Genomic DNA, 23,930 nt, shown 5'->3' on the forward strand with positions numbered 1-23,930 from the left:
AGTCTCCCACGGTCTGTACTGGTCAGAGTCAGAATCGAGTCTGTAGTCCCGCCCACCCCTTCAAGTCTAAACATACAAGCGAGCCTGCTCGCGAAAGCGGTGTATCAGTCGACATCAATGTTGAAGGTGCCTGCCTCTTCGCGAGCAGGCTCGCTCCCACAGGGGGGATGAGGTGTTGCTGAAATCTCGTGTAGTCCCTTAAAGGAAATACTTGAGGTTGAACCCGACGTTGTCGCGGTCGCGAATCCCGTTGTTCTGCCCGCCGCCCCAGAAGTTGGTGTATTGCACCTCGGCTTCGAGCTTGTTCTGGTAGTTGGCCTTGATCCCCAGGGTGTAGGCCTTACGCCCGTCGATGGTGTTGCCGGCTTGATAGCTGTTGCCCTTGAAGTCGTCCTTGTAGACGACGTAAGGCGACACGTTGACCCCGGCGTACACGTCGTTCCAAGTGCCGTTGAACATCACCGTGTAGCTGTAGGAGTTGCGGTTGACCTGATCATCACGATCACCGCCGGAGACATAAGAGGTGTTGCCGGTACCGGCGTAATAACGCGTGCTGCCGTCGTAGGCGGTGTATTGCAGACTGCTGCCGCGCAGGTGTTCGGAGGCCAGTTCGAAGATGCCGAACATCGAGTCGAACGACAGCGTCGGGCCGAAGTTGTAGATGCTGCCCAGTGAGGTGTTGAACGCTTCCACGCGCTCGGCGTTGTTGATCTCGCTGTCGAGGGTGACCATCTGCCCGCCGACATTGACGGGTTTGCCGGTCACCGCCACAGCGGCGCCGTTGGCCAGGTCGCCGATCAGATCGTTGGTGGCAGCGACACCGATCGGCAGGTTCGGTCGATAGGCGATCTCGCCGAATACTGAAGCCTGACCCAAAGTGGTGTTGAAGCTGAAACCGTACATGCGGATGTCTTCGGCATAGCGCCGATGCGCCTGAATATTGCCCATCACGTCGGCTGTCGCCAGACCATTCGCCAGCGCCCCGGCCTGACTGCCAGCGACGCTGGAGAGCATGTTGGTCAGGGCATTCATGTCGATGCCCTTGTAGCCCCCCAGATCAGCGGCGATGGTCGGTTCCTTGGCGTGGTAATTGACCAGGTACAGGCCGAACTCAGTGCTGTTGAGTTCCTCGGCGATGTAGCGGAAGGCGAAGCCGAACTGGCCGTCGTTGCGCGCGTTGTAGTCCTTGCCGATCGACGCCACTTTCAGCGTATTGCCGTAGGCCGGCGTCACACCGTTGGCGTACAGGCCAGTGCTTTTCAGCGCCGGGCCGAGCAATGGGTTGTTGCCCAGTGCGCTGTACAGGCCGATGACGTTGCCGAAGCCCGGCACCGGGGTATCGAGCGCGGTGCCGCTGAAGTTGTTGTAACCGGTGTTGCCGCCATCGGCGAACAGGTCGGTCTGCGAGTAGAAAGTCCCGACCGGGTCGATGCGGGTTTCCTTCCAGTTGGTCTGGTAGAAGCTCTCCAGGGTCAGCGAATCGGTCAGGCCGATGTTGAAGCTCACGGCCTCCACCGGCATCAGCACTTCCTTGACCTCGGCCCCCGGCAAACGGTATTTGGCCGCGTCCACCGGGTTGGTGGTATTGATCCCGCCGCGATAGAAAATCCCCTCGCCCCAGTTGAACACCTGACGCCCGACCCGCGCGGTGACCGGCATCTGCGCCACGTCCCAATTGCCGTAGACATAGGCGTCGAGCATCTCGATCCGGCTGCCGGCGATGTCGCGGGTCTGACTGGTGAAACGGTCGTCCTGCGGATAGCTCTGGCTCGGCTGCGCCGGGTCGTTGTTGCGGTAGTAATCGTTGCGCTTGTCCATCAACTGGGTGTCGTAGAACGCCGTGCCGCGCAGGAACATCCCGTAGTTTTGGTAGTTGGCTTCCAGCTCGGAAGTGATCTTGTACACCTCGGAAACCAGCCCGGTGTCGAAGTTGCGATTGCCGTCGTTGGTGTTGACGTCATCGTTGTTCTTGTCGCGGCCCTGCACCCGCCACAAACGCCCATAGGACAGGGTGGTGTCGATCGAGCCGGTGACTTGATTGTCCAGCACGCTGAACTCGGCAGCCTGCACCGCGCCCACCGCGCCCACCGCGCAGAGTTGCAGCAGCCCTGCCAGGCCGACACCGGGAAGTGCCACGCCGGCGAGGTGCAATCGAGTGTTGATCATGGGTTCCTCCTTCCTTGTTCTTATTGTTTTTTGCGTGGCCGCGACGGCTACGGTGCCAACCCCGCGCGGACATAAATCCGGCTGTGCGCGCCGAAATGCCCGAGCAGTTTGAACAGCTGCTGATTGAGTGCCGGATGCTCGAACGTCTCGCGCTGCACCTGATTGCCGCTGCTGAAATCACTGGTCACCGGGGCCGTCTCCAGCCACTGGCCGATGGTTTCATCGAACGCCGCCGAGTCCTCGACCGACTCGGCGCTGACCACGTCGCGCAAGTAGTCCACCGAGTACGGCGGATAGTGTTGGTCTTGAGCGACATCGGCGTAGGCCGCGAGCATCGGATGCACCTGACCGGTGCGCAGCACGCGGCGCAACCAGGTTGATTGATACTTCTCGATTTCCATATGACGGGTGGCGACCCGTTCGATCGAGGCTTTTTTATCGTCGGCGAAACCGGCCAGCGCCTTGCCTTCCAGCAACAACAGACTCGGCAGCTCGACCCCGGGCAGCGGCTTGGCGTGATAAGGCTGGGTCAGGTCCTGCACGTGGTGTACGCCCCATCCGAGAAAGCGGTAACCCCAGTAAGAATGGCCACTGGCAAACGCCAGGCGCGCCAGCCCCAGGTACTGATAGGCGCGCCAGTCCGGCCAACTGCGCTGAAGAAATCCGGCAGCGGCATACACCACCGCGCTCTCATGGAAGAAGCCCATGTGGAACGGCGCCTGCGAGCTGTACTGAAAACGCGCATCGCCGAACGGCTGCGGGCCGAAGCCATACAGCGCGCCGACCTCGCCGGGGTTGTCGCTGAACAGGTTGATGTCGTGACCGTAATCCGGCTCGTCGGCGGCGCTTGCCAGCACCGCCAGCGCCGCAACTTTTTCGCCGTCCGCCACGCGAATGAAACGCTGACGATTCCATGGCGAAAGCGTCTGCTCGACCATCACCTGATCGGCGCTGAGTTGTTCGCGCTCGGGCAGGTCTTGACCCGGCAACGGCTGAATGACCATCGCCAGATGAATGTGCGGATTGAGCCGCAACGCGGTGAGAAAGTCGTGGCGCAGATCGTCACCCGGCACCGCGGGCAGTTTCAGGTTGTCGGGGCGCGGCGGGTACTGGGTGAAGTGTTCACGGGCGAAGCTTTCCTGTTGCTCCAGCAGCGCGACCACGGCCGGATATTGCTCGGCGAGAAAACGCTCCAACGGCTCGACCTCAACCGGCGGCGCATCGCGCAGCGCCGGCAATTCCTGCAACGCCAGATAGCTGCCCACCGTGTGGTTCGACCAGCCCCACGCCGTCGGGGCCGTTGCACAAAGCAGCAACAGGAGAAAGGTCAGCTTCATTGCTTTTAATTCTTATTGGAGGTGCTGTGGGGGGTTGAGCCTAACAACCGCCGCCGACGCTGACACTGTCCGATCTCACCAGAAAAAGTCTCCGATAGCGCCATGTACACAATAGCGAGAACACCAATGTTCCCCTGTGGGAGCGGGCTTGCTCGCGAAGGCGGTATGTCAGTTTGCACATGCAGTGACTGATACACCGCCTTCGCGAGCAAGCCCGCTCCCACAGGAGATCACCACCGTACTTTTAAGCGGGGTAACCGGTGATTTTGCGGATGCTCTGGTACAGCGGCTTGAGCTGGCGATACATGCGCAGGTACACCTCGTTGTACAAACGCTCATAGACCTGCTGTGCCTCGGGCTGCGGGGTGAATACCGTCCCGACGCGGGTCATCGCGGCGATCGCCGTGGGGAAATCCGCATAGAAGCCCAACCCCACCGCACAGCAGATCGCCGCGCCCAGCCCGGACGCTTCGTACACATGCGGACGCTCCGCCGGCAGACCAAAAATATTCGCCGTCAGCTGCATCGCCGCATCACTTTGCGAACCGCCACCGGCCACGCGCAGGCGCTTGACCGACACCTTCGAACGCTTCTCGATGTTCTCCAGGCCTTGGCGCAGCGCATACGCCAGTCCTTCCAGAATCGCCCGGTAAATGTGCGCGCGGGTGTGCACGTCGCCGAAGCCGATCATCGCGCCTTTGGCTTCGACACCCGGCTCACGAATCCCTGGCGACCAGTACGGTTGCAGCATCAGCCCCATCGATCCCGGCGGCACCGCGTTCACCAGCGCATCGAACAGTTGCTCGGGTTCAATGCCCTGCTCTTTTGCCTGCTGCATCTCGCGCAGGCCGAACTCGTTCTTGAACCAGCTGACCATCCAGTAACCGCGATAAATCATCACCTCGCAGTTGTACTGGTCGGGCACCGCCGAGGGGTACGGCGGAATCAACGGGACGATTTCCAGATAGCGCGAGCGGGTGCTGGTGATCGTCGCCGTGGTGCCGTAGGACAGGCACACCGTGCTCGTATCGACCACGCCGGAGCCGACCACTTCGCAGGCCTTGTCAGCGCCCGCGGCAATCAGCGGCAGCCCCTCGGGAATCCCGGTGTGGTGGCTGGCTTCGGCGCTGATGTAGCCGAGGGTTTCGCCGGGTTTGTGCAAGGTCGGCAATTGCTCCGGACGCACGGCCAGCGCCTGCCATTTCCAGTCGCTGGGCGCGGCCCATTTCAGGCGCTTGAAGTCGAACGGCAGATAGCCGACGCAGCAACCCACCGAGTCGACAAAGCGCCCACACAGACGATGAGTGAGAAAGCCCGAGAGCAGCAGAAACTTGTCGGTCGCCGCCCAGACTTCAGGCTGGTGTCTGGCGATCCAGTTGGCCTCGGCCTGAGCGCGAAAGTAATCCACCGTCGCCTGCGCGCCGACCAGTTTGAACAGCCAGCCCCACGGCCCTTTGATCCCGCCCTCCACTTCGCTCTGACGCTGATCGAGCCACAGAATGGCCGGGCGCAGCGGCTTGCCCTGAGCATCGACGTTGATCACCGTGCCGCGCTGAGTGGTCAGCGACACCCCGGCAATCTGCGAGCGATCAATCCCGGTTTGCGCCCACACCTGCTGACAGGCTTCGCCGAGTTTTGCCCAATAATATTCCGGGTCCTGTTCGGCCCAGCCCGGTTGCGTCGAGTAATACGCCTGCAACTCGACCTTGCCTTTGCCCAGCAGATTGCCCTGCAAATCGAAGAGCAATGCGCGCACGCTCTGGGTGCCGTTGTCGATCGCCAGCAGGTAGCGCTTGTTCGAGTGGTTATCCATGGCGCTCTCTTCAAGGGGCATCAAGGCGTGGCATCCGGCAGACCGTGATGGCGTTGCCACAACGCCCGGTAACGCTGCAGCTCTTGCTGCCAGTGTGCATCGTCCCAGCCCAGGCGTGGCTGGCAGAGTTGGCGGATGGCAGCGAAATGTTCTTCACCACCGCGCGCCAGCAACAGGCCCAGACGGGTGCGGCGCAGCAACAGATCATCGAGGTGCAGCACCATTTCCGCCTCACAGGCGAAGGCCAGTTCTGCCCACAAGGTGTCGGTGTTGCCGACCGTTTCGTGACCCAACTCGGCGATCAACTGCGCCAGCCGCGGCAGGTCGCGACCGTGGCGTCCGGCCAGACGTCGCCACTGTTGCGGGCTGAGTCCGGGGATCGGCAGCGGCGGCACCGGTGCGAACACTGGCGCGGCATCATCTTCGAAAGAGCGACCGAGCATATCGGCACAAGCCTTGAGCACTTCGATGGCTTGCGGGCGAAACGTCGTCAGTTTGCCGCCGGCCAACGTGACACAACCCGGCTCCTGCCACAGCACATGTTCACGGGTTTCATTCGACGGTTTGCCTTGCTGTGCACCCGCCGCGCTGCCCACCACCGGACGTACGCCGGACCAGGTCGACAGCACATCGCTCGCCGTCACTTCGGCCCCCGGAAATTGTTGCGTGCAGGCCGCCAGCAGATAGTCGAGTTCGTCGGCGCTGATGCTCGCGCTCTGATCCAGATTCTCGCGATGATCGAGATCCGTAGTGCCAACCACCGTCGCCCCTTCCCACGGAAACACGAACACTGGCCGACGGTCGCGCGCATGCAGAAACGTGAAGGCCTGCGCCACCGGCAAACGCCAGCCCGGCAACAGCAGATGACTGCCGCGCAATGGCCGCAACTGTCGTGGTGTCTCGGGCAAACGCAGGCGCTCAGCCCACGCTCCGGTCGCCACCGCCAACACGCCGCAACGCAATTGCAGCGATCCACCCGCTTCGCAGTCCTCGATCTGCACCCCACACACCCGACCGTTTTCGCGCAGCAAATGTTCGACGCGCACCCCGTTAAGCACCACTGCGCCATCGGCCCGCGCTTCGCTTAACACGCGCATCACCAGCCGCGCGTCATCGGTCAGCGCATCGACAAAACAGGTACCGCCGAGCAGGTGATTTTCCTTCACACCCGGCGCCAGAAAACGCAGTTGCTGCGCATCATGAAAACGATGGCTGCGGCGTCCCGCCAACGCGTCGTACACCGACAACAAGCCACCGAGCACACGCGGCCCGGGAAAGCCGCCGCGATAGTGCGGCATCATGAAACTCATCGGTTCCACCAGTCCCGGCGCTTCGTCGAGCAGACGCTGACGCTCGCGCACCGAATCCCGGGTCAGGCGCCACTGGCCCTTGGCGATGTAACGTAAACCGCCGTGGACCATTTTCGACGATCGGCTAGAGGTGCCCCAAGCGAAATCCCGTTGCTCCAGCAGCAGACAACGCCAGCCACGCCGTGCCGCTTCGCGCAGAATTCCAGCACCGCTGATACCGCCGCCGATGACGATCAGATCCCAGCTTGCGTCGGCCAATGTCGGCAAGGTTTGCTGGCGCCACGCGGCGTTCCAGTCCGGGGGCATGATCGTCACTCCTGCAACAGCGTGCCGGGGTTGAGGCGCCCGGCCGGATCGAAGTGCCTGCTCAGCGCCTGCAAGGTATCCATCGCCAGCGCGCCTTTTTCGCGCGGTAGATACGGCGCGTGATCCTTGCCGACCCCATGCTGGTGGCTGATGGTGCCGTGGTTGTCGACGATGGTCTGGCTGGCCGCGTGCTTGAGTGCCTGCCAGCGCGCCAGCGTCGCCGGATAATCCGCCGCCGGGCGAAACACGTAAGTGGTGTAGATGCTCGAACCTTCGCCGTAGACGTGGGACAGATGGGTGAACACATGCACCCGCTCGCCCTGCGCTGCCAAGGCATCGCGCAGGCTGTTTTCGATCAGGTTGAGCAGGTGGTCGACGTTGCTCCAGTCGGTGGCGGTTTCCAGGGTGTCGACCACGTAGCCGGCGTTCCACAGGTTCTCGCGCAGGTAGGGGAAACGGAAGCGGTTCTGCGCCCACTTGTTGCCGAGCAAGGTGCCGGTAAACACGCCGCCGAAGGCTTTCAGATGCTGGCGCGCCTGGCTCAGCGACAACGCGTTTTGCCGACGGTTGCCGGTCACGCCGAAAGTCAGCAGGCACTTGCCTTCACCGGCGCCGCGCAGGTTCAGATACTTTTCCAGCCAGGCGATCTGCTGCGGATGACCGGCCAGCGCCAGTTGGGTTTCGGTCTCCACCGCGTTCGACAGGCGCAGCATCGACAACGGCACTCGCGCCTGGGCCAATTGGCGGATCGCTTGCAGCGCCTTGCTCCAACTAGGCAGGAACACTCCGTAAAAACGCTCATCGGCGGGCAGCGGACTGACCCGAACTTTGACCTCGGAAATGATCCCGAAACGGCCCTCGCAACCGAGCACCACTTCGCGCAGATCAGGCCCCGCCGCCGAAGCTGGGAAGGTCGGAATTTCCAAGGGCCCGGCGAAAGTTTCCAGGGTGCCGCCAGCGAACAATTGCTCGATGCGCCCGTAGCGCAACGACTGCTGACCACTGGAGCGACTGGCGACCCAACCGCCCAGCGTCGACAACTCCCACGACTGCGGGAAATGCCCCAGCGTGTAACCGCGAGCGCGCAGCTGACTTTCCACCTGCGGGCCACTGGCGCCGGGGCCGAACGTCGCCAGTTGGCTCTGCTCGTCGAGGTCGATCAGACGATTCATCCGCGCCAGCGACACGGTCACCACCGGCCGAGCCGAATCCGGCGGATTGATGTGCCCGGCCACCGAGGTGCCACCGCCGTAGGGAATCAGGCACAAGTCCTGTTCATGGGCGAGGGCCAGCAACTGGCGGATCTGCGCGGCGGTTTCGGGAAACGCCACCGCGTCGGGATAGTTACCCAGCGCACCTTCGCGCAGCGCCAGCCAATCCGGCAGGCTCTGGCCCCGGGCGTGCAGCAGGCGGTCATGGGCGTCGACGCTGTACAAGGTGTGCGTCGCCAGCCGCGAGACCGGCACCCGCGCCAATGCCGCGTCCAGCGTGGCATCGGGCAACACCTGCCCGGCCCCCAGTCGTTCATGGAGAAAACTCGCGCCCTGGGCCGGCAGTTCGACCACCGTGGTTGCATCTCCCCAGCCGTTCCAGCGTCGCATGCGTGTGTCCTTCTTATGCAGTCTGATCAGTGATGTGGCAGGCCTCCATACTAGTCAGCGGCCGCAAAGTGTCACGGTCGCATCCGGCCAGTTCGAGTAGCCAATTGAGTCAAACGTCGCGCAAGTGCCAGCCATTTACTTTAGTCGGGGTTTCAAATTACCTTTCAGGCATTCATTCGCTCACGCAGGCCTTGATCAAGGGATTCGGATCATGCAATCGCTCGGCTTCACCTCGGTTCCGCCGCTGCTCAAATACGTGCGCCATGCCGAGCAACTGGGCATGGCCATCGAGCCGGCGTTGGCGGCAGCCGGATTGCAGGCGCAGCAACTGAGCGACAACAGCCTGCGCCTGCCGGGCGAAACCCATGAACGCCTGCTCGATTATTTCTGCGAGCACTCGGGCGATCCGCTGTTTGGTCTCAACGCGGCCAATTTCGTCCTGCCCAATTCCTGGAGCGTGCTCGGTTACATCACCATGAACTGCGCGACCCTGGGCGATGCCATGAGCCGGATCATGCCGTTCGAAAAACTGGTGGGCGACATGGGCGTCAGCCGCGCCGAAGTGCAGGACGGTCATGTACACCTGATCTGGACTTGCCGCTACGAGCGTCCGCGGATTCGTCGGCATCTGGTGGAAAACGTTCTTGGCTCATGGCTGCAATATGCACGCTGGATTGCCGACACACAGATGTCGCCCGCCGCCGTGTGGCTGGAACATCCGTGCCCGCCAGATGCTACCCAGGCGCAGTACGAAGCGTTTTTCGATTGCCCGGTGCTGTTCGAGCAGGCCTATTCAGCGCTGATCGTGCCGTTGGCGTATCTGCAATTACCGCTGCGCCAGGCCGATGCGCAATTGCTGCGTACGCTGGAAGAACACGCGATGGGTTTGATGGCGACGCTGGAGGATGCATCGCTGGAACAACGGGTCAAAAGCATCCTGCGCCAGTTGCTCAAGGAAGGCTTGCCGCGCAAGGAACAGGTGGCCGAGCAGCTCGCGGTGTCGGTGCGCACGTTGCAGCGCCAGTTGCATCAGGCGGGGACGTCGTATCAGCAGATTCTTGATGACTTGCGTCAGGAGCTGGCCGAGCATTATTTGCTCAACAGCACCTTGCCGATTCAGGACATTGCGCAGTATCTGGGGTTTACCGAACCACGGTCGTTTCATCGCACGTTCAAGAGCAGGCGCGGGATGCCGCCGGGGGAGTTTCGGCAGATGCATCGCGGGTGATTATTCTGGCCTCATCGCTGGCAAGCCAGCTCCCACAGTGACCGGGTCGTACACAAAATCTGCGGCTCGCACATAACCCTGTGGGAGCTGGCTTGCCAGCGAAGGCGCCAGTGGCCACACCAAAAACCCGACAGACAATTCCTCAATTTCAGCAACCCAATAAACCCACTGCAACCCCCGTGTTTAAAGACACTCAGTGTTACGCCCTACTGCCTACAAATCCTTGCGCCACTGCCTACGGCTACGCCAGAATCCGCCGGCTTGTGCGCCCCGGAGGCCGTCGGTAACTTGAGTCCGTCACTGATTTCCAGTGATCGGGTTTAGTAGCCCGAGGTTCTTCCAGGGTGCATTGCACATCAAACAGTCAGGCATTTTCCGTCTGCGCTCTATGGTGGCTGTGCGCAGGGCGCTTTCGAGCGCGCCGGTTCCCTGGGTCCCCGGTCTACTAACCTGCGCACAGCTGCCACCTCTTCTTATTAGTAGAGAAGCGGTGATGGCTCCTACTTCAGGACCCAAAATCATGTTCAAAGTTACGCCCAACCCGCCGCCCACCGACGCGGCCTCCCCCTATGAATCCCCCGAATCAAGGAAATTCCACGAAGCCGCCGAGCGCGCCCTCGACCACTACCTCGGCCCACCGAGGCCCGCGATCATGGCCACCCCGTACCAGCCCAATCGTCTCTACATGGCCAATCCGGCCAGCGGCACCGAACCGTTGCTGGCCGACGCCTGCGAATCCCTCGGCTCGGCCACCGTGATGCTCAACGACTTCGCCGGGCTATTGGAAGGCTCGCACCGCAAGACCCTGCAAGGCATCGCTCAGGTGGTGATGGTGGCGGAAATCGCCGTCAATCGGGTGCTGGATCAGTTAGTGCCGATCGAATAACGAAAAAGCCCGCGGCAAAACCTTAGTGGTTTGGCAGCGGGCTTTTTTGTATGGCGTGAATCTTTTTCCCTCACCCCAGCCCTCTCCCGGAGGGAGAGGGGGCCGATCGAGGGATGCTCGCGAGACACACCGACCTGAAAATGCTGCTGTGAATGCACAATCGCAGCGGATCATTCAGGTCGATGTACAGCGCAAGACACCTCGGTCAGTCCCCTCTCCCTCTGGGAGAGGGTTAGGGTGAGGGGCTCTTCTCAGCTCAAACACTGATAGCGTTGGTAAACACCAACCGATTACCAAACGGATCAGCAATCGTCATGTCCTGACTGCCCCACGGCATCGCCTGAATCTGTGGGTGCGAGAACTTGTAGTCCTTGGCCACCAGTTGCTGCTGGAACGCCTCCAGCTCATCGGTCTCGATGCGCAACGCCGAACCCGGGGTCGCATCGCCATGATGCTCGGACAGGTGCAGCACGCACTCGCCACGCGACACCTGCAGATACAGCGGGAAATTGGCTTCGAAGCGGTGCTGCCAGTCGATCTTGAAACCGAGGAAGTCGACGTAAAACTCTAACGCCTTGGCTTCATCGAAGATCCGCAGGATCGGGGTGGTTTTGCCGAAGCTCATGGGGTGCTCCCTGACTGGTTGGCCCAAAAGTGTAGACGGGCTGGATGTCAGCAATTCGGCTTGGCGGTGGCTTTCTTTAATTGCAATGTGCCACCACTGTGACGCACTCCGCGAAACGTCAGCGAAAGTTGTTGCGCAAATCCCCGTCCCGCGCCAGAAACCGCCCCTCCCTGCGACCATTCGCCTGCCCATCGCGATAACTCAACACACCATTGACCCACACCCCATCAATCCCCTGCGCCGCCCGCTGCGGATCAGCGAAATCTGCCACATCGCGCACCGTCGCCGGATCGAACAGCACCAGATCCGCCCAGCGCCCCTCGCGAATCTCGCCGCGCTCTTTCAAGCCAAATCGCGCTGCCGACAGACCGGTCATCTTGTGCACGGCGGTGTGCAACGGAAACAGCCCGACATCACGACTGAAATGTCCGAGCACCCGTGGGAAAGCGCCCCACAGGCGTGGATGCGGGAATGGGTCTTCCGGCAGTCCGTCAGAGCCGACCATCGACAGCGGATGCGCGAGGATTTTTCGTACATCCGCCTCGTCCATGCCGTAGTACACCGCGCCCGCCGGTTGCAGGCACTTGGCGGCTTCGAGCAGTGGCACGTTCCATTCGGCGGCGATGTCGATCAGGTCGCGACCGCTGACTTCGGGGTGCGGCGTCGACCAGGTGATGGTGATGCGGTGGGCGTCGGTGACTTGCTTCAGATCCAGCGTCGAAGAACTCGCCGCGTAGGGATAGCAATCGCATCCTACGTGCTGGGTTTTCGCCGCTGCTTCCAGCGATGCGAGCAACTGCGGACTGCGCCCCCAGTTACCGACACCGGCGCATTTGAGGTGGGAAATGATCACCGGTGACCGCGAGTGACGGCCAATGCTGAACGCTTCGTCCATCGCCTCCAGCACCGGTTCGAATTCACTGCGCAAGTGGGTGGTGTACACCGCGCCGAATGCGGTCAGTTCTTCGGTCAGTTGCTTCACTTCGTCGGTGGAGGCGTTAAAGGCGCTGGCGTAGGCCAGGCCTGTGGATAAACCGAGCGCGCCGGCCTCAAGGCTTTCACGCAACTGCTCGCGCATCGCGGCGATTTCGTCAGGCGTGGCGGTGCGCAACAGGTCGTCGAGGTGATTGCTGCGCAGTGCGGTGTGGCCGACCAGTGCGGCGACGTTCAGCGTGGTGTTCGCCGCTTCGACGGCGGCGCGGTAATCGCTGAAGCGTGGGTAAACGAATGCGGCAGAGCTGCCGAGCAGGTTCATCGGGTCCGGCGGATTGCCTTTGAGACTGACCGGCGAGGCGCTGATCCCACAGTTGCCGACAATCACCGTGGTCACGCCCTGGCTGAGCTTGGGCAGCATTTCGGGCTGGCGGATGACCACGGTGTCATCGTGGGTGTGCACGTCGATGAAGCCTGGGGCGAGCACGCGGCCGGCGGCGTCGATTTCTTCGGTCGCACTGGCGTCGCGCAAGTCGCCGATGCGTTCGATGCGCCCGTTGAGAATCGCCACATCAGCGCGGTAGCCGGGGGTGTTGCTGCCATCGATGACGGTGGCGTTGCGGATCAGCGTGTCGTACTGCATGTCTGTCTCCCGGCGGGAGTCAGCGTCAACTCCTGCCCTTGATCAAATGGTGATCGAAGCCTTGCTCCACCAGATACCGCCAGGCTACCTGAACCTCTTCGGGGATCGCCTGTTCGACCTGAAAACCCAACGCAGGGTAAACCATGATGCGGTGCACATCGCCGACCATTTCGTCGATCAGGCCCAGCACCCCGATCAGGTTGCTGACGTCATCAGGAAAATCGAACGACGGCGCATCCACAAAGGCTTCCAGTCCGGGCCACTGCACGGGCAGGGTCAACGCCACGCGCCGGATCGAATTGGGTTTGGTCAGAAACGTCGCACGACGCACGTCGGGAAACATCGCTCGGGCAAACGCGATGTTTTCGGCAAAGTTGGTCGCGCGGGTTTCCAGGGTGAACTGCTGCGCCGTCACCCCTTGCGCCAAGGCGCGTTGGGCAAAAATATCGGCTTCGGAGCGTTCCCACAAATGCCGGGTCCAGTTGCCGGTATTGCCGGTGAACAACAGGTGGGGGGCCACGCCGTCTTTCAATAGTTGGCAAGCGTAATCGCAGACCCGCAGGTCGTAGGAGCCGCAGACCACAATCAATTCACAAGCGCTGTGTTGGCGCCCCGCACCGAGGAATTTCCAGAGCACGCTGGCGTGCTGCAACGTCAATGTCATGACCGGGCAAACCTCTGGGTCGGGTGCGCGTTGATGAACAGCGCTCCATCGGCATAACCGTGCGCGCCCCTGCCGTCGAGCCTAAGCGCAAGCCGAGTGAAATCGGCATACACACCTGCGGCGCCATGCACGGTCAGCGTCGGGTCGTCGCCAATGCCGATACACAGCGCACCGCTGCTGACCGCCGACTGCACGCCGCTGACAGAGTCTTCGAACACCAGGCATTCATCACTTTGCCGACCCAGTTGTGCCGCCGCCAGGCGATAGGGATCGGGGGCCGGTTTGCCGCTGCGTACGTCGTCGCGGCAGATGATGCTGTCGAACGCCGACGTCAGGTCGTGTTGCTGCAGAACGTGCCCGACCCGCGCCCGCCAACTGCTGGTGACCAGCGCCAAGGGCACGGCGTGCTCGCGGAGTCGGGCGATCAACGCCGCGACGCCCGGCACCAGCGCACAGTTCGTCACCTGCTCGATGGCGTCGACTTCACGCTTGATCGCCACCCGCTGTGCTTCGTCGAACTCGGCAAACAAGGTCTTGAGGGTGTAACCACCGGGGCGGCCGTGGATGTGCTCGTCAATGAACGCCTGATCGACGCTGAGCCCGTACTCGCGCGCCACGGTGGTCCAGGCGTGTTCAATCACCTCGCGCGACTGAATGAGCACGCCGTCCATATCAAAGCAGACGGCTGTAAACGTTTGTTGAGCCATGAGTTGAACTTCGCATTTTCTGATGAGCAATGAACGCCAGCACCGTTCCGACCAACGCGAACAGCGCCATCACGTAGTAGGACCACTGCGGCCGGGTCTGGTACAGGTAGCCGGCGAAAGGTGTGGCCAGGCCCATGGGCAAGGCCACCGCCAGGGAGTAATAGACCCCTTGAGTAAAGACCTGAATATCCGGCGGTGCCTGGTCGCGGATAAAGCGCATGATCGCCGCGTGGTAGGCGGCAAAACTCAGCGCGTGCAGGCACTGGCCCAGAATGATCATCGACACCGCATCGCTGTTGGCAAACAGCGCCCAGCGCAGCGCCGCACACACGCTGGAAAACATCACCAACGACAACGGCGCGCAAAACGCCAGGACTTTGTTGGACAGCGCGAACCAGGTGATTTCCGCAATCACGGCCACCGCCCAGAACATGCCGATTGCCGAGGAAGAAAAACCCTTCACCCCCCAACCAATCGAAGCCGTGGAAAAGTACAGGGTGTGACTCAGTTGAATGAAGCTGGCGGCAGCAATCGCAATCAGCAGGCTTTTGTGCGCCAACAGAGCTTTCCAGTCAGGCCGTTTGCGCGTCGGACCGGACGGCGCCAGATGCGCCCGCGACACCTGGCGCTTTAAACGCAGACACGCCACAGCGGTGATCAACATGCTCGATGCGATCACCAGCGGCACCCACGACTGGCTGTACTGCGCAAACAGAAAACCACCGAGGGTCGAGGTCAGGATAAAGGCCGATGAGCCTACCGCCCGCACCCAACCGTAATTCTGCAGGGCCAGTTTGTCGCGCTTGAGCAGATAGGACTCGGACAGCGGCAACACCACCATCCATACCCCTCCAAACAGCACACTCAGGCACACGAACATCCATAAGTGCGCCGGGATGAAGTAGAACAGCAACGTACATAACGCGGCGGTAACGCTCAGCACAGCGGCGAGCCGCAACTGATCCACGCGCCAGTCGGCCACATAGGTGATCAGCACCCCGGTCACCACCTGCGGCCAATACGCCGCGGCGATCAGCAAGCCGATTTCACTGGCACTGAAGCCCAGGGAATCCAGCCAGGTCGGCCAGAACGGATAGATGATCCCTTCCGCCGCAAAGAACCCGAAAAAGATTAAATACATTCGTCAACCATACGCCTGACACTCCAGAAGCAGGGCTCCCCAGGAGCCCTGAATACCATCCATTATTCGAAGCGTTGCTGGGTGAAGCTGTTTTTGCCCTTGCGCCAGACGATCAGCGATTCACTCATGACCACCAGATCGACCATGCCTTCTTTCAGCGCATCCAGTGCGTCCTGGGAAGAGCACACGATCGGCTCTTCATGGCGGTTGAACGAGGTGTTGATCAAGGCTGCCTGACCGGTTTTCTGGTGCCAGGCCGTCAGCAGGCGATGCATGAACGGGTCGCTCTGCGGGCGAATGATCTGCGGGCGCGCGGTGCCGTCGATGTGCACCACGGCCGGACTCGCCTCGCGAAATTGCGGATGGCAGTCGTAGGTCATGGTCATGGTATCGGCGGCCACTTGCTCCTCGTCCCAACCGACGTAGCAGGCCGGTGCTTGCTCAATGGCGGTGACCGGGCCGAACGGCATGAACTCGGTGCGGTGCATGCGCTTGTTGAGCCAGTCGTTCACCTCGGCATCCTGCGCGTGATAGACGATGCTGCGGTTGCACAGCGAACGCGGGCCGAACTCCATCTTGCCCTTGAACATGCCCAGCACCTGATTTTCCGTCAGGGCCTCGGTCAACACCTCGATGATGTTCGACGGCGTGTGATAACCGAGTTCAGGGTAGTCGCGATTGATCAGGTTGATGTTCTGCGAAACGCTGCGCGATTCCGGGCCAAGCATCATTGACGGATTCTTGAAGCGGGTGCCGTTTTCCAGGTACGCGGTACCGACCGCAGCAGCCAGTGCCAGGCCGCCATCGCCCATGCACGGCAGCACGTAGACGTCTTTGACGCCCGGGATCTCACGCAGACGCTGGTTGAGTTTGACGTTGCCAAACACGCCGCCGGCCAGGCACAGGTTGGCACTGCCGCGCTGGGCCAGATGATGGCTGACGGTGGCCACCAGCAGGTCTTCGCTGTGACGCTGTACAGCGGCGGCGATGTCCTCGGGGGTTTCCCGGGCAAACAGGGTTTCCAGCGGCTCGCTGTAGGTGTTGTAGGACGGCAGGAACATATCGCCGCAGCGCGCCTTGATGCGGCCGTCTTCGAAACGGATCATCTGCTGCATTACGCCCAGCAGTTTCTGCGGATCGCCGAATGCGGCCAGACCGGTGACCTTGCCTTCGTGGCGGTTGGGTTTGTAACCGAGCAGGTGGGTGATCCGGCCGTAGAAATAACCGAGGCTGTCGACACTGGTTTCGCGTTGCAGCACCGTGGTTTCTGACGGGCTGTACCAGGTGACGGTCAGCGACTGAAAGTCGCCGCGTCCGTCGCACGTCAGGGTCAACGCGTCCTCGAATGGCGAGCAGACATAGGCACCGAGCGCATGGCACTCGTGGTGATCAATGTAGTACGCCTTGCCTTGCAGACCGTTGTCGACAATGAACTGGTCGAATTCGCCGCGCTTTGCCTTGTCGTTGTTGATTTCATCGGTCACACGCTGACGGAACTGCGCAAGGCCCTGGGGGTTGCTCCGGACTTCCTCGACGATGCGATCGAAGTACAACGCCAGATGTTTGTCGGCACTGAAACCGGCGTTCCATCCATAGGCGACATGATCGACGTCTTCCAGCGACACGCCGGCCTGGCTCAACACAAACTCGATGGACTTGGCCGGCCAGATTTTATGATCCTTGATGCGGGTGAAGCGCTCTTCACTGACCGCTGAAAGAATCTGACCATCACGTACCAGGCAAGCACCCGCCAAATCATTGTTTGTAATACCCAAAATGATCATAACTATTCCTTGTTTTCGCCAATTGAGGTGACGGCTTCGCCCACGCGCGTAGCGTGCAATGCAATAACCAGAGTCAATGACAGATGCCGGCCGTCATGGCCGACCATTACTCATCGAGAGATCGCGGATTCATGTAGGTCCGCCGGGGGAATACGCCTTTACGAGAAGGCATCAATGTGTCTCGCCATCGCAAATTCCTTTTGCCAGAAAACTCCATGGGCGGTGCCGTGCTGCACGGGCCTCATGCCTGCAACACGTGGAGGGCGACATCCATCGCAGCCGTCCTCGTTTCATCGCGGTAGCAGCCTAGCCGGTAATTTCCCGAGCACCCGGCGAAGTCCCCGCTAAAAATTAAATTCCACTGGCATGCGGCGTATTTGCGGGGGTTTACCGGGACAAAAAAACGGACGATGACGGCGTGCCATTCAACTTTTCTGTTTTTGTTCCACCGCTTTCGCGAGCAAGCCCGCTCCCACCGGTTGATCGCATTCCGTCAGCCAGAATGCGGTTAACCTGTGGGAGCGGGCTTGCTCGCGAATGGCTTCACGCGGTGCAGCGTGAACTCACACCATCTCGTTACGAATCCACTCCACCACCGACGTACGCTTTGGCGCCCAGCCCAGCAGTTCACGAGCGTGTTTGCCGCGTACGCGGCTGTTCGAGCCAAGGCCGTAGTTGGCCATTTCGTAACCCCACTCCGCTTCGGCGTCTTGCAGCGGCCAGTCTTGTGGCTCGCCGAGATTCAGCGCTTCGGCCATGGCAGTGGTCATGTCGATGAACGACGCTTCACCGCTTTCGACGAAGTAGAAAGTGCCCGGTACGTTTTTGCTCAGCGCCAGCAGATACAGGGCGACGACGTCTTCGATGTGCACGTTGGACCAGATGTTCTGGCCAGTGCCGACATGGCGCACTACGCCGCTTTTGCGCGCTTGTTTGAGCAGACGCGGCAACTGCACGCTGTCGCGATTGACGCCCAGGCTGTGGCCGTAGATCAGGGTGTTGCAGATCACCGCCGAGTTCACGCCGTCCTGTGCGGCGGCGAGGATCAGGTTGTCGATGGCCACACGGGCAGCCTTGTCGACGGTGGGTTCCGGCAGGTTGTCTTCGTAGTAGATGACGTCGCTGGACTTGCCGCCCGAAGCATCGCCGACAATGCTCGAACCGCTGGTGTGCAGGAACACTTTGTTCGAACCGCGCAGGGCACCGAGCAACGCTTCGACCGCGCCGCGATGGTCACTGCTGGCGGCGTTGATCACCGCATCGGCGGCGCGGGCCTGTTCAGCCAGCAATGTGCTGTCTTCGAGGGTGCCGATCACCGGGGTGATGCCCAAAGCTTTCAGCTCATCGGCCTGTTCGGCGCTGCGCACCAGGCCCGTGACACGGTGCCCGGCCTGAACCAGACCGGCAGCGATCGAGCCGCCGATAAACCCGGCAGCGCCGGTGATGAATACGTTCATGGAGAAACTCCCTGCGTGAATAAGTGATGCAGCGAGTATCGACCGGTCACCCCGATGGAAAAACCCGCCCTCGCCCAAATCACTGTTGCGCAGGGATCACGAATCAACCCTTGAAATCGGCGCTGGCGTACGCCGCGAGTTTGCTCTGGATGAAGTCGAGGAAGCACTGAATGCGCAGCGCCAGTTGCGAGTTCCGGTAGTACACCGCGTTGATCGGCTGGCGATAGCCGCTGTTGAATTCCGCCAGCAGCACCTTGAGGCGCCCGGCGCGAATGTCGTCGATGGTCATGAAGTGCGAGAGGCAGGCAATGCCCTGCCCTTCCAGCGCCAGATGGCGCACGGTCTCGCCGCTGGAAGCGCTGATCGCCGGGGTGATCGGCCAGCGGTCACCGTGCACGTAACGCAGCGGCCACTGATTGAGGCCTTCGTTGTGGGTGAAGCCAAGCAGGGTGTGTTCGCTCAAGTCGGCGACCTGCTGCGGCGCGCCGTGCTTTTCCAGATAGGCCGGGCTGGCGACGATCAGCAACGGGCTGCAACCCAGTGAGCGCGCATGCAACGTCGAGTCAGCAAGGGTGCCGATGCGGATGGCGACGTCGGTGCTTTGTTCCAGCAGGTCAATGATCAGGTCATTGCTGTTGAGTTCGAGCTGGATGTCCGGGTACAGGCCACGGAATTCGTCGATGTACGGCACGATGGCGTGCAGCATGAAGGGCGACGCGGCGTTGATCCGCAGGCGCCCGGACGGGGTTTGCTGGCGTGAGGACAGACGCTCTTCGAGCGCATCCATCTGATCGAGAATCAGCTTGGCCTGCTCAAAGAAATACTTGCCCTCCTCGGTCAGGTCCATGCGCCGCGTGGTGCGGTTGATCAGCGTGGTGTCGAGCTTGGCTTCCAGCCGCGACAGTGTGCGGCTGACCGCCGAGGGGGTCTGGCCGACCTGCTCGGCAGCAGCGGAAATCGAACCGCATTCGATCACGCAGACGAAAATCTGCAACTCATCGGATCTGGCTTTCACGGGTGTCCCTTATTGATCGACTGCACAAAATCCATTGTGGAGAGAGAACACCCCTGTGGCGAGGGGATTTATCCCCGATGGACTGCGCAGCAGGCCCCGCTTTTCGAGATCAAGATCGGGGGGCCGCTGCGCGACCCATCGGGGATGAATCCCCTCACCACATTTACAACCCTCACCACAGTTACAACCGTAACCACATGAAATCACCTCAAGCCTTGAGGCCAAATACCTGCTTGAGATGCTGCTCATACCGCGCCACATCATTCTCGATGTTCGGGCGCTTCATCACGTCCACACACAGGAACGTCGGCAACCCGCTCATGCCCAAGAACTCGTTGGCCTTGTGGAACGGGAAATACACCGCGTCCACACCCTTGGCTTCAAAGAAATCGCTCGGGTCATCGAACGCCTGCTGCGGTGCGTTCCAGGTCAGCGACAGCATGTATTGCTTGCCCTGAATCAGGCCGCCACTGCCGTACTTCTGCGACGCATCGGAACGGGTCCGACCATCGCTGGCATAGAGGCTGCCGTGGCCTTCGGTGAAGACTTCGTCGATGTACTTTTTCACGGTCCACGGCGCACCCATCCACCAGCCCGGCATCTGATAAATGATCACGTCGGCCCAGAGGAATTTGGCCACTTCTTCGGCGACGTCGTAGCCCTCGTCGATGAACGTGGTTTTGACATCCAGACCACCGCGATCCAGCACGCTCAGCGCGGTTTCGTGCAGGGTGGCGTTGTAACGACCGTCGGAGTGGGCGAATTTCTTGCCACCATTGAGCAACAACACTTTTTTCATCGGAACGCCTCGCGCAGCCATTGGGCTGGAGAAAGATGGGAAAACGAATGGCGGCAGGTTAACCATCCATCTCGCGCGGAATAAGCCGCGTCGGCGCAAAATACATTTGATCAAAAAGCACGAATCGAATGCCGATTGTTGCAATAGCATTCCCGGCCATGTGCATTTGAGGAGTTGTTTTGATGAGTGAACGCCACGGTTTCATCCTGCATGCCAAGACCCGCCCGGAAAAAGCCGAGGCCTTCGAAGCGCTGTTTCGCGCCTATGTCGAGCCGAGCCGCGCCGAGCCCGGCTGCATCGAGTACCACATGCTGCGCGACAAGGAAGACCCGACGCTGTTCATCTTTTACGAGATCTGGGAAAGCCAGGCGCACCTCGACGTGCATTCGAACCTGCCGCACATGCGCGAGTTTTTCGACAACCGCATGACGTATCTGGAGCGTGATTTCGATATCCGTCGGATCGACATGCTCAGCGCCTCGTCGGCTAGCCGCTGATCAGCAGATGGGCGCCGAGTGCGCCCAGTCCGATAAAGAACACCCGCTTGAACAGCACAGCGCTGATGCGCTGACGCAACCATTGGCCGAACCCCATGCCCAGCATCGCCGGGATCAGCACCAGCAGCGACGCACTCAATTCGCCACTGCCCAGTGCGCCGCACCAGAACAGGCCGCCGGCCAGCGCCAGGGTCGACACGGTGAACGACAGGCCCAGCGCCTGCACCAGCTCATCGCGACTCAAACCCAGCGCCTGCAGGTACGGCACCGCCGGAATCACGAACACACCGGTGGCCGAAGTGATAACCCCGGTGATCAGCCCGCACAGCGGACCCAGCCACGGTTCATGCCGAGGATTGACCTGCAGCGTCGGCAGCAGCAACCCGCTCAACGCATACAGCAGCAACGCCGCGCCCAGCCCACGCACCACCCAATGCCCGCCCGCCATGCCAATCGACAACGTGCCGACGGCGGTGCCGAGGAAGTTCATCAGCAGCAGCGGCCACAAGCGTTTGAGCAGCCCTTTCAAATGCCCGCCGAACGCCAGTTGCCAGACATTAGTCAGCGTCGCCGGAATGATCAGCAACGCAGCTGCCTGCGACGGCGCCATAGCCAGACCAAGCAGGCCCATGGCAACGGTGGGCAGACCGAGGCCGATCACGCCTTTGACCAGCCCGGCCATGATGAAGGTGGCGACGACCAGCAGGGACAGGGCCAGGCCAAGGTTCTGGTAGAAATCTGCGAGTGCGTTCATGGCGCTACTGTGCGCTTTGGCGGGTGCGCTGAAAATCTGCCATATACTGAGGCTGCCTCTTCCAATACAAGAGGCTGAAGGCTTGATTGAGACTTCTGGCCTCATCGCTGGCAAGCCAGCTCCCACAGGTTTCAGTGTGGATCACAGGACTTGTGCACAACACAAAATCCTGTGGGAGCTGGCTTGCCAGCGATAGGGCCCGCCCAGACACCACAAAAACCACAGGCTGCCCCATGCACTTCGACCTCACCGACCTGCGCCTCTACCTGCACATCCTCGACACCGGCAACATCACCGCCGGCGCCGCCCGCAGCCATCTTTCGCTCGCCGCCGCCAGTGCGCGCATTCGCGCGATGGAAGCCTCGCTGGGCACCGAGTTCCTGCAGCGCGGCCGCCGTGGCGTGAGCCCGACGCCCGCTGGCAAGGCCCTGGCCCACCACGCGCGCATCCTCCTGCAACAGGCCGAACGCATGCAGCAGGATCTGGCCGACTACGCGCAGGGCGTCAAAGGACAGGTGCGACTGTTGTGCAACACCACGGCGATCACCGAATACCTGCCGGAAGTGCTCGCGGACTTTTTGCGCGAGCATCCCAACCTCGACATCGATCTGCAGGAACTACCCAGCGCCCGCATCATCCACGCCTTGCGCCAGGGCGCAGCCGATATCGGCATCGTCTCCGATGCAGTGGACACCACCGATCTGCAGACCCAGCCGTTTCGCGACGACCCGTTGCGACTGATCGCGCCGCACGGACATCCACTAGCCGACACCGCCGAGGTCAGTTTCAGCGCCGCTTTGCACTACGATTTCGTCGGTCTGAGCACCGACAGCGCGCTGGCGATCTACCTCGAAGAACAGGCTCTGCACAGCGGCTCGCGCATGCAGGTGCGGATCCGCGCCGACGGTTTCGAAGGGGTGCTGCGCATGGTCGCCCGAGGCGCCGGCCTCGCCATCGTGCCGCTGGCGGCCATTGAACGCGCGACGCCGCGCTCATTCAACAGCATCGCCCTCAATGAGCCATGGGCCCGCCGCACGCTGATGCTCTGCGCCCGGGATTTCAGAGCCCTGCCCGGTTATGCCAAAGCCTTGCTGCAAGCCTTGACTCTCCCCTGAGGGGCAGACTTCATCCTTGGCGTTCAACGGCAAGGAGCATGAACATGGGCAAACGCATTCTGCTGATTCTCGGCCATCCCGGCGCGACGAGCTTCTGCGCCGCACTCGCCGAGCGCTATGCACAATCAGCGCTCGATGCCGGACACCAGGTGCGTCAGCTACGCTTGGGAGAGATGGCTTTTGACCCGGTGTTGCGCCAGGGGTATCAACAGGTTCAAGCGCTGGAAGAAGACTTGAGCCGCGCGCAATCCGACATCCTTTGGGCCGAACATCTGACGCTGGTCTACCCGATCTGGTGGGGCGGCATTCCAGCGCTGCTCAAAGGTTTTTTTGATCGGGTGTTGCTGCCGGGATTCGCCTTCAAATACCGAAAAGGCAAACCCTTTCCCGATCAGTTGCTCAAGGGGCGCACCGCGCACTTGCTGGTGACGATGGACACGCCACTCTGGTATTACCGCTGGATCTACCGGATGCCGGGACTGCATCAGGTGCGCAAGACCACCCTGCAGTTCTGTGGTATCACCCCCCTGCGCACGCTGACCTTCGGCCCGCTGCTTGAGTCCAGCGACCGGCAGCGCCAGCGCTGGCTGCAACAGGCGCACGCTATCGCCCGCCGCTAAGTCTGCCGATAATGCGCCGCACGGTTTCACATTGAAAAAGGACTTTTATGTACATCGGCCAAGCCGCGCAACGTGCCGGCACCACCATCAAAAGCATTCGCCACTACGAGTCGATCGGTCTGCTGCCCACGCCCCGGCGCCAAGGTAAATATCGCCTCTACGACCAACAAAGCATCGAACTGCTGATCTTCATCAAATGTGCAAAAGAGATGGGCTTCAGGCTCCGGGAATTGCAGACGATTTTTGCCGCGCATCATGGCGAGGCCATGCCATGGGATCTGGCCCAACAGGCTATCGAGGCAAAAAAACGCGAGATCAACTGCAGCATCGCTGAGCTGACGCGGCAATACGCGCAACTGGAAGGTTTCGAAATCGACCTTGAACGGGCGCGGGTCGAATGCCCGCTGGAAAACCTTTGACGGTTTGCGCGTTTCTGAGCAGCTCGATGTCGAGCACAGACAACTGAGCGGCAATCGGGCGCTATAGGGTGCGAGTTGGTTTCTTTGCCATCCGCCCACTGCCCGGAGTT

General features: G+C 61.3%; 21 protein-coding genes. 6 read left to right on the forward strand and 15 right to left on the reverse strand.

Annotated features, from left to right (window positions below; all coding sequences use genetic code 11):
* Window positions 1-198: 198 nt before the first annotated feature.
* From HDC30_RS28240 to HDC30_RS28260, 5 genes are all read right to left on the reverse strand, one after another.
* Window positions 199-2,166 carry a DUF1302 domain-containing protein gene (locus HDC30_RS28240; RefSeq protein ID WP_183786092.1) on the reverse strand — a complete coding sequence of 656 codons (1,968 nt, stop codon included), beginning with the start codon at window positions 2,164-2,166 and terminating at the stop codon, window positions 199-201.
* 47 nt (window positions 2,167-2,213) lie between these two features.
* Complete coding sequence (locus HDC30_RS28245) at window positions 2,214-3,503, reverse strand: phospholipase (RefSeq protein ID WP_183786094.1); 1,290 nt, start codon at window positions 3,501-3,503, stop codon at window positions 2,214-2,216.
* Between the two features lie 244 nt (window positions 3,504-3,747).
* A complete protein-coding gene (locus tag HDC30_RS28250; protein WP_183786096.1) occupies window positions 3,748-5,316 on the reverse strand; it encodes an FGGY-family carbohydrate kinase in 1,569 nt (522 codons plus the stop codon).
* A 20-nt stretch (window positions 5,317-5,336) separates the two neighbouring features.
* On the reverse strand, window positions 5,337-6,932 hold the full coding sequence (locus tag HDC30_RS28255; RefSeq protein ID WP_183786098.1) for a glycerol-3-phosphate dehydrogenase/oxidase: 1,596 nt from the start codon (window positions 6,930-6,932) through the stop codon (window positions 5,337-5,339).
* A gap of 5 nt (window positions 6,933-6,937) precedes the next feature.
* Complete coding sequence (locus tag HDC30_RS28260) at window positions 6,938-8,533, reverse strand: FAD-binding oxidoreductase (protein WP_183786100.1); 1,596 nt, start codon at window positions 8,531-8,533, stop codon at window positions 6,938-6,940.
* Window positions 8,534-8,744: 211 nt separating this feature from the next.
* Between HDC30_RS28260 and HDC30_RS28265 the strand changes: the two genes are divergently transcribed.
* Window positions 8,745-9,761, forward strand: a complete 1,017-nt coding sequence (locus HDC30_RS28265; RefSeq protein WP_027614133.1) for an AraC family transcriptional regulator — start codon at window positions 8,745-8,747, stop codon at window positions 9,759-9,761.
* Window positions 9,762-10,281: 520 nt separating this feature from the next.
* A complete protein-coding gene (locus tag HDC30_RS28270; RefSeq protein ID WP_103367742.1) occupies window positions 10,282-10,647 on the forward strand; it encodes a DUF6124 family protein in 366 nt (121 codons plus the stop codon).
* A 256-nt stretch (window positions 10,648-10,903) separates the two neighbouring features.
* On the opposite strand, the gene HDC30_RS28275 is transcribed toward HDC30_RS28270, so the two are convergent.
* From HDC30_RS28275 to HDC30_RS28315, 9 genes are all read right to left on the reverse strand, one after another.
* Window positions 10,904-11,272 carry a glyoxalase superfamily protein gene (locus tag HDC30_RS28275; RefSeq protein ID WP_007962133.1) on the reverse strand — a complete coding sequence of 123 codons (369 nt, stop codon included), beginning with the start codon at window positions 11,270-11,272 and terminating at the stop codon, window positions 10,904-10,906.
* A gap of 118 nt (window positions 11,273-11,390) precedes the next feature.
* Window positions 11,391-12,848: an amidohydrolase family protein gene (locus HDC30_RS28280; protein ID WP_183786102.1), complete on the reverse strand. Its 1,458-nt coding sequence runs from the start codon at window positions 12,846-12,848 to the stop codon at window positions 11,391-11,393.
* Window positions 12,849-12,873: 25 nt separating this feature from the next.
* Entirely contained in the window at window positions 12,874-13,512 is a 639-nt protein-coding gene (locus HDC30_RS28285; protein ID WP_027614137.1) for a YdcF family protein, read from the reverse strand.
* The gene (locus HDC30_RS28290) at window positions 13,509-14,219 is read right to left on the reverse strand and encodes an HAD family phosphatase (protein ID WP_183786104.1); all 711 of its coding nucleotides are present in this window, start codon (window positions 14,217-14,219) and stop codon (window positions 13,509-13,511) included. Before HDC30_RS28290 ends, HDC30_RS28285 begins: the two co-directional genes overlap by 4 nt.
* Complete coding sequence (locus tag HDC30_RS28295) at window positions 14,185-15,360, reverse strand: MFS transporter (protein WP_183786106.1); 1,176 nt, start codon at window positions 15,358-15,360, stop codon at window positions 14,185-14,187. Before HDC30_RS28295 ends, HDC30_RS28290 begins: the two co-directional genes overlap by 35 nt.
* A gap of 62 nt (window positions 15,361-15,422) precedes the next feature.
* Window positions 15,423-17,144 carry a carbamoyltransferase C-terminal domain-containing protein gene (locus HDC30_RS28300; RefSeq protein ID WP_027614140.1) on the reverse strand — a complete coding sequence of 574 codons (1,722 nt, stop codon included), beginning with the start codon at window positions 17,142-17,144 and terminating at the stop codon, window positions 15,423-15,425.
* A gap of 563 nt (window positions 17,145-17,707) precedes the next feature.
* Window positions 17,708-18,601 carry an NAD-dependent epimerase/dehydratase family protein gene (locus HDC30_RS28305; RefSeq protein WP_183786108.1) on the reverse strand — a complete coding sequence of 298 codons (894 nt, stop codon included), beginning with the start codon at window positions 18,599-18,601 and terminating at the stop codon, window positions 17,708-17,710.
* Window positions 18,602-18,704: 103 nt separating this feature from the next.
* Window positions 18,705-19,616, reverse strand: coding sequence for a LysR family transcriptional regulator (locus HDC30_RS28310; RefSeq protein ID WP_027614142.1), 912 nt, complete (start codon window positions 19,614-19,616; stop codon window positions 18,705-18,707).
* A 208-nt stretch (window positions 19,617-19,824) separates the two neighbouring features.
* Window positions 19,825-20,415 (reverse strand): NAD(P)H-dependent oxidoreductase, encoded by a 591-nt coding sequence (locus HDC30_RS28315; protein WP_095139858.1) that lies wholly within the window; start codon window positions 20,413-20,415, stop codon window positions 19,825-19,827.
* 182 nt (window positions 20,416-20,597) lie between these two features.
* Between HDC30_RS28315 and HDC30_RS28320 the strand changes: the two genes are divergently transcribed.
* Window positions 20,598-20,912 carry a putative quinol monooxygenase gene (locus HDC30_RS28320; RefSeq protein WP_027614144.1) on the forward strand — a complete coding sequence of 105 codons (315 nt, stop codon included), beginning with the start codon at window positions 20,598-20,600 and terminating at the stop codon, window positions 20,910-20,912.
* Here the strand turns inward: HDC30_RS28320 and HDC30_RS28325 are convergent.
* Window positions 20,902-21,666: a sulfite exporter TauE/SafE family protein gene (locus tag HDC30_RS28325; protein WP_183786110.1), complete on the reverse strand. Its 765-nt coding sequence runs from the start codon at window positions 21,664-21,666 to the stop codon at window positions 20,902-20,904. The genes HDC30_RS28320 and HDC30_RS28325 overlap by 11 nt on opposite strands.
* Before the next feature lie 233 nt (window positions 21,667-21,899).
* Here HDC30_RS28325 and HDC30_RS28330 point away from each other — a divergent pair, with 233 nt between their 5' ends.
* The 3 genes from HDC30_RS28330 to HDC30_RS28340 are packed head-to-tail and all read left to right on the forward strand — an operon-like array spanning window position 21,900 to window position 23,820.
* Window positions 21,900-22,781 carry a LysR substrate-binding domain-containing protein gene (locus tag HDC30_RS28330; protein WP_183786112.1) on the forward strand — a complete coding sequence of 294 codons (882 nt, stop codon included), beginning with the start codon at window positions 21,900-21,902 and terminating at the stop codon, window positions 22,779-22,781.
* Between the two features lie 44 nt (window positions 22,782-22,825).
* Window positions 22,826-23,401 (forward strand): NAD(P)H-dependent oxidoreductase, encoded by a 576-nt coding sequence (locus tag HDC30_RS28335; RefSeq protein WP_027614147.1) that lies wholly within the window; start codon window positions 22,826-22,828, stop codon window positions 23,399-23,401.
* Window positions 23,402-23,448: 47 nt separating this feature from the next.
* Window positions 23,449-23,820, forward strand: coding sequence for a MerR family transcriptional regulator (locus HDC30_RS28340; RefSeq protein WP_183786114.1), 372 nt, complete (start codon window positions 23,449-23,451; stop codon window positions 23,818-23,820).
* Window positions 23,821-23,930: the final 110 nt, after the last annotated feature.

Origin of the sequence: Pseudomonas sp. JAI115 (assembly GCF_014200835.1) — a bacterium.
Classification (GTDB): Bacteria; Pseudomonadota; Gammaproteobacteria; order Pseudomonadales; family Pseudomonadaceae; genus Aquipseudomonas; species Aquipseudomonas putida_A.

Coding starts and splice junctions, on each gene's coding strand:
- HDC30_RS28250 (WP_183786096.1), bottom strand. CDS start 5,316: ATGGATAACCACTCGAACAAGCGCTACCTGCTGGCGATCGACAACGGC.
- HDC30_RS28325 (WP_183786110.1), bottom strand. CDS start 21,666: ATGAACGCACTCGCAGATTTCTACCAGAACCTTGGCCTGGCCCTGTCC.
- HDC30_RS28340 (WP_183786114.1), top strand. CDS start 23,449: ATGTACATCGGCCAAGCCGCGCAACGTGCCGGCACCACCATCAAAAGC.
- HDC30_RS28255 (WP_183786098.1), bottom strand. CDS start 6,932: ATGCCCCCGGACTGGAACGCCGCGTGGCGCCAGCAAACCTTGCCGACA.
- HDC30_RS28285 (WP_027614137.1), bottom strand. CDS start 13,512: ATGACATTGACGTTGCAGCACGCCAGCGTGCTCTGGAAATTCCTCGGT.
- HDC30_RS28265 (WP_027614133.1), top strand. CDS start 8,745: ATGCAATCGCTCGGCTTCACCTCGGTTCCGCCGCTGCTCAAATACGTG.
- HDC30_RS28275 (WP_007962133.1), bottom strand. CDS start 11,272: ATGAGCTTCGGCAAAACCACCCCGATCCTGCGGATCTTCGATGAAGCC.
- HDC30_RS28300 (WP_027614140.1), bottom strand. CDS start 17,144: ATGATCATTTTGGGTATTACAAACAATGATTTGGCGGGTGCTTGCCTG.
- HDC30_RS28240 (WP_183786092.1), bottom strand. CDS start 2,166: ATGATCAACACTCGATTGCACCTCGCCGGCGTGGCACTTCCCGGTGTC.
- HDC30_RS28305 (WP_183786108.1), bottom strand. CDS start 18,601: ATGAACGTATTCATCACCGGCGCTGCCGGGTTTATCGGCGGCTCGATC.
- HDC30_RS28280 (WP_183786102.1), bottom strand. CDS start 12,848: ATGCAGTACGACACGCTGATCCGCAACGCCACCGTCATCGATGGCAGC.
- HDC30_RS28295 (WP_183786106.1), bottom strand. CDS start 15,360: ATGTATTTAATCTTTTTCGGGTTCTTTGCGGCGGAAGGGATCATCTAT.
- HDC30_RS28245 (WP_183786094.1), bottom strand. CDS start 3,503: ATGAAGCTGACCTTTCTCCTGTTGCTGCTTTGTGCAACGGCCCCGACG.
- HDC30_RS28335 (WP_027614147.1), top strand. CDS start 22,826: ATGGGCAAACGCATTCTGCTGATTCTCGGCCATCCCGGCGCGACGAGC.
- HDC30_RS28315 (WP_095139858.1), bottom strand. CDS start 20,415: ATGAAAAAAGTGTTGTTGCTCAATGGTGGCAAGAAATTCGCCCACTCC.
- HDC30_RS28330 (WP_183786112.1), top strand. CDS start 21,900: ATGCACTTCGACCTCACCGACCTGCGCCTCTACCTGCACATCCTCGAC.
- HDC30_RS28260 (WP_183786100.1), bottom strand. CDS start 8,533: ATGCGACGCTGGAACGGCTGGGGAGATGCAACCACGGTGGTCGAACTG.
- HDC30_RS28290 (WP_183786104.1), bottom strand. CDS start 14,219: ATGGCTCAACAAACGTTTACAGCCGTCTGCTTTGATATGGACGGCGTG.
- HDC30_RS28320 (WP_027614144.1), top strand. CDS start 20,598: ATGAGTGAACGCCACGGTTTCATCCTGCATGCCAAGACCCGCCCGGAA.
- HDC30_RS28270 (WP_103367742.1), top strand. CDS start 10,282: ATGTTCAAAGTTACGCCCAACCCGCCGCCCACCGACGCGGCCTCCCCC.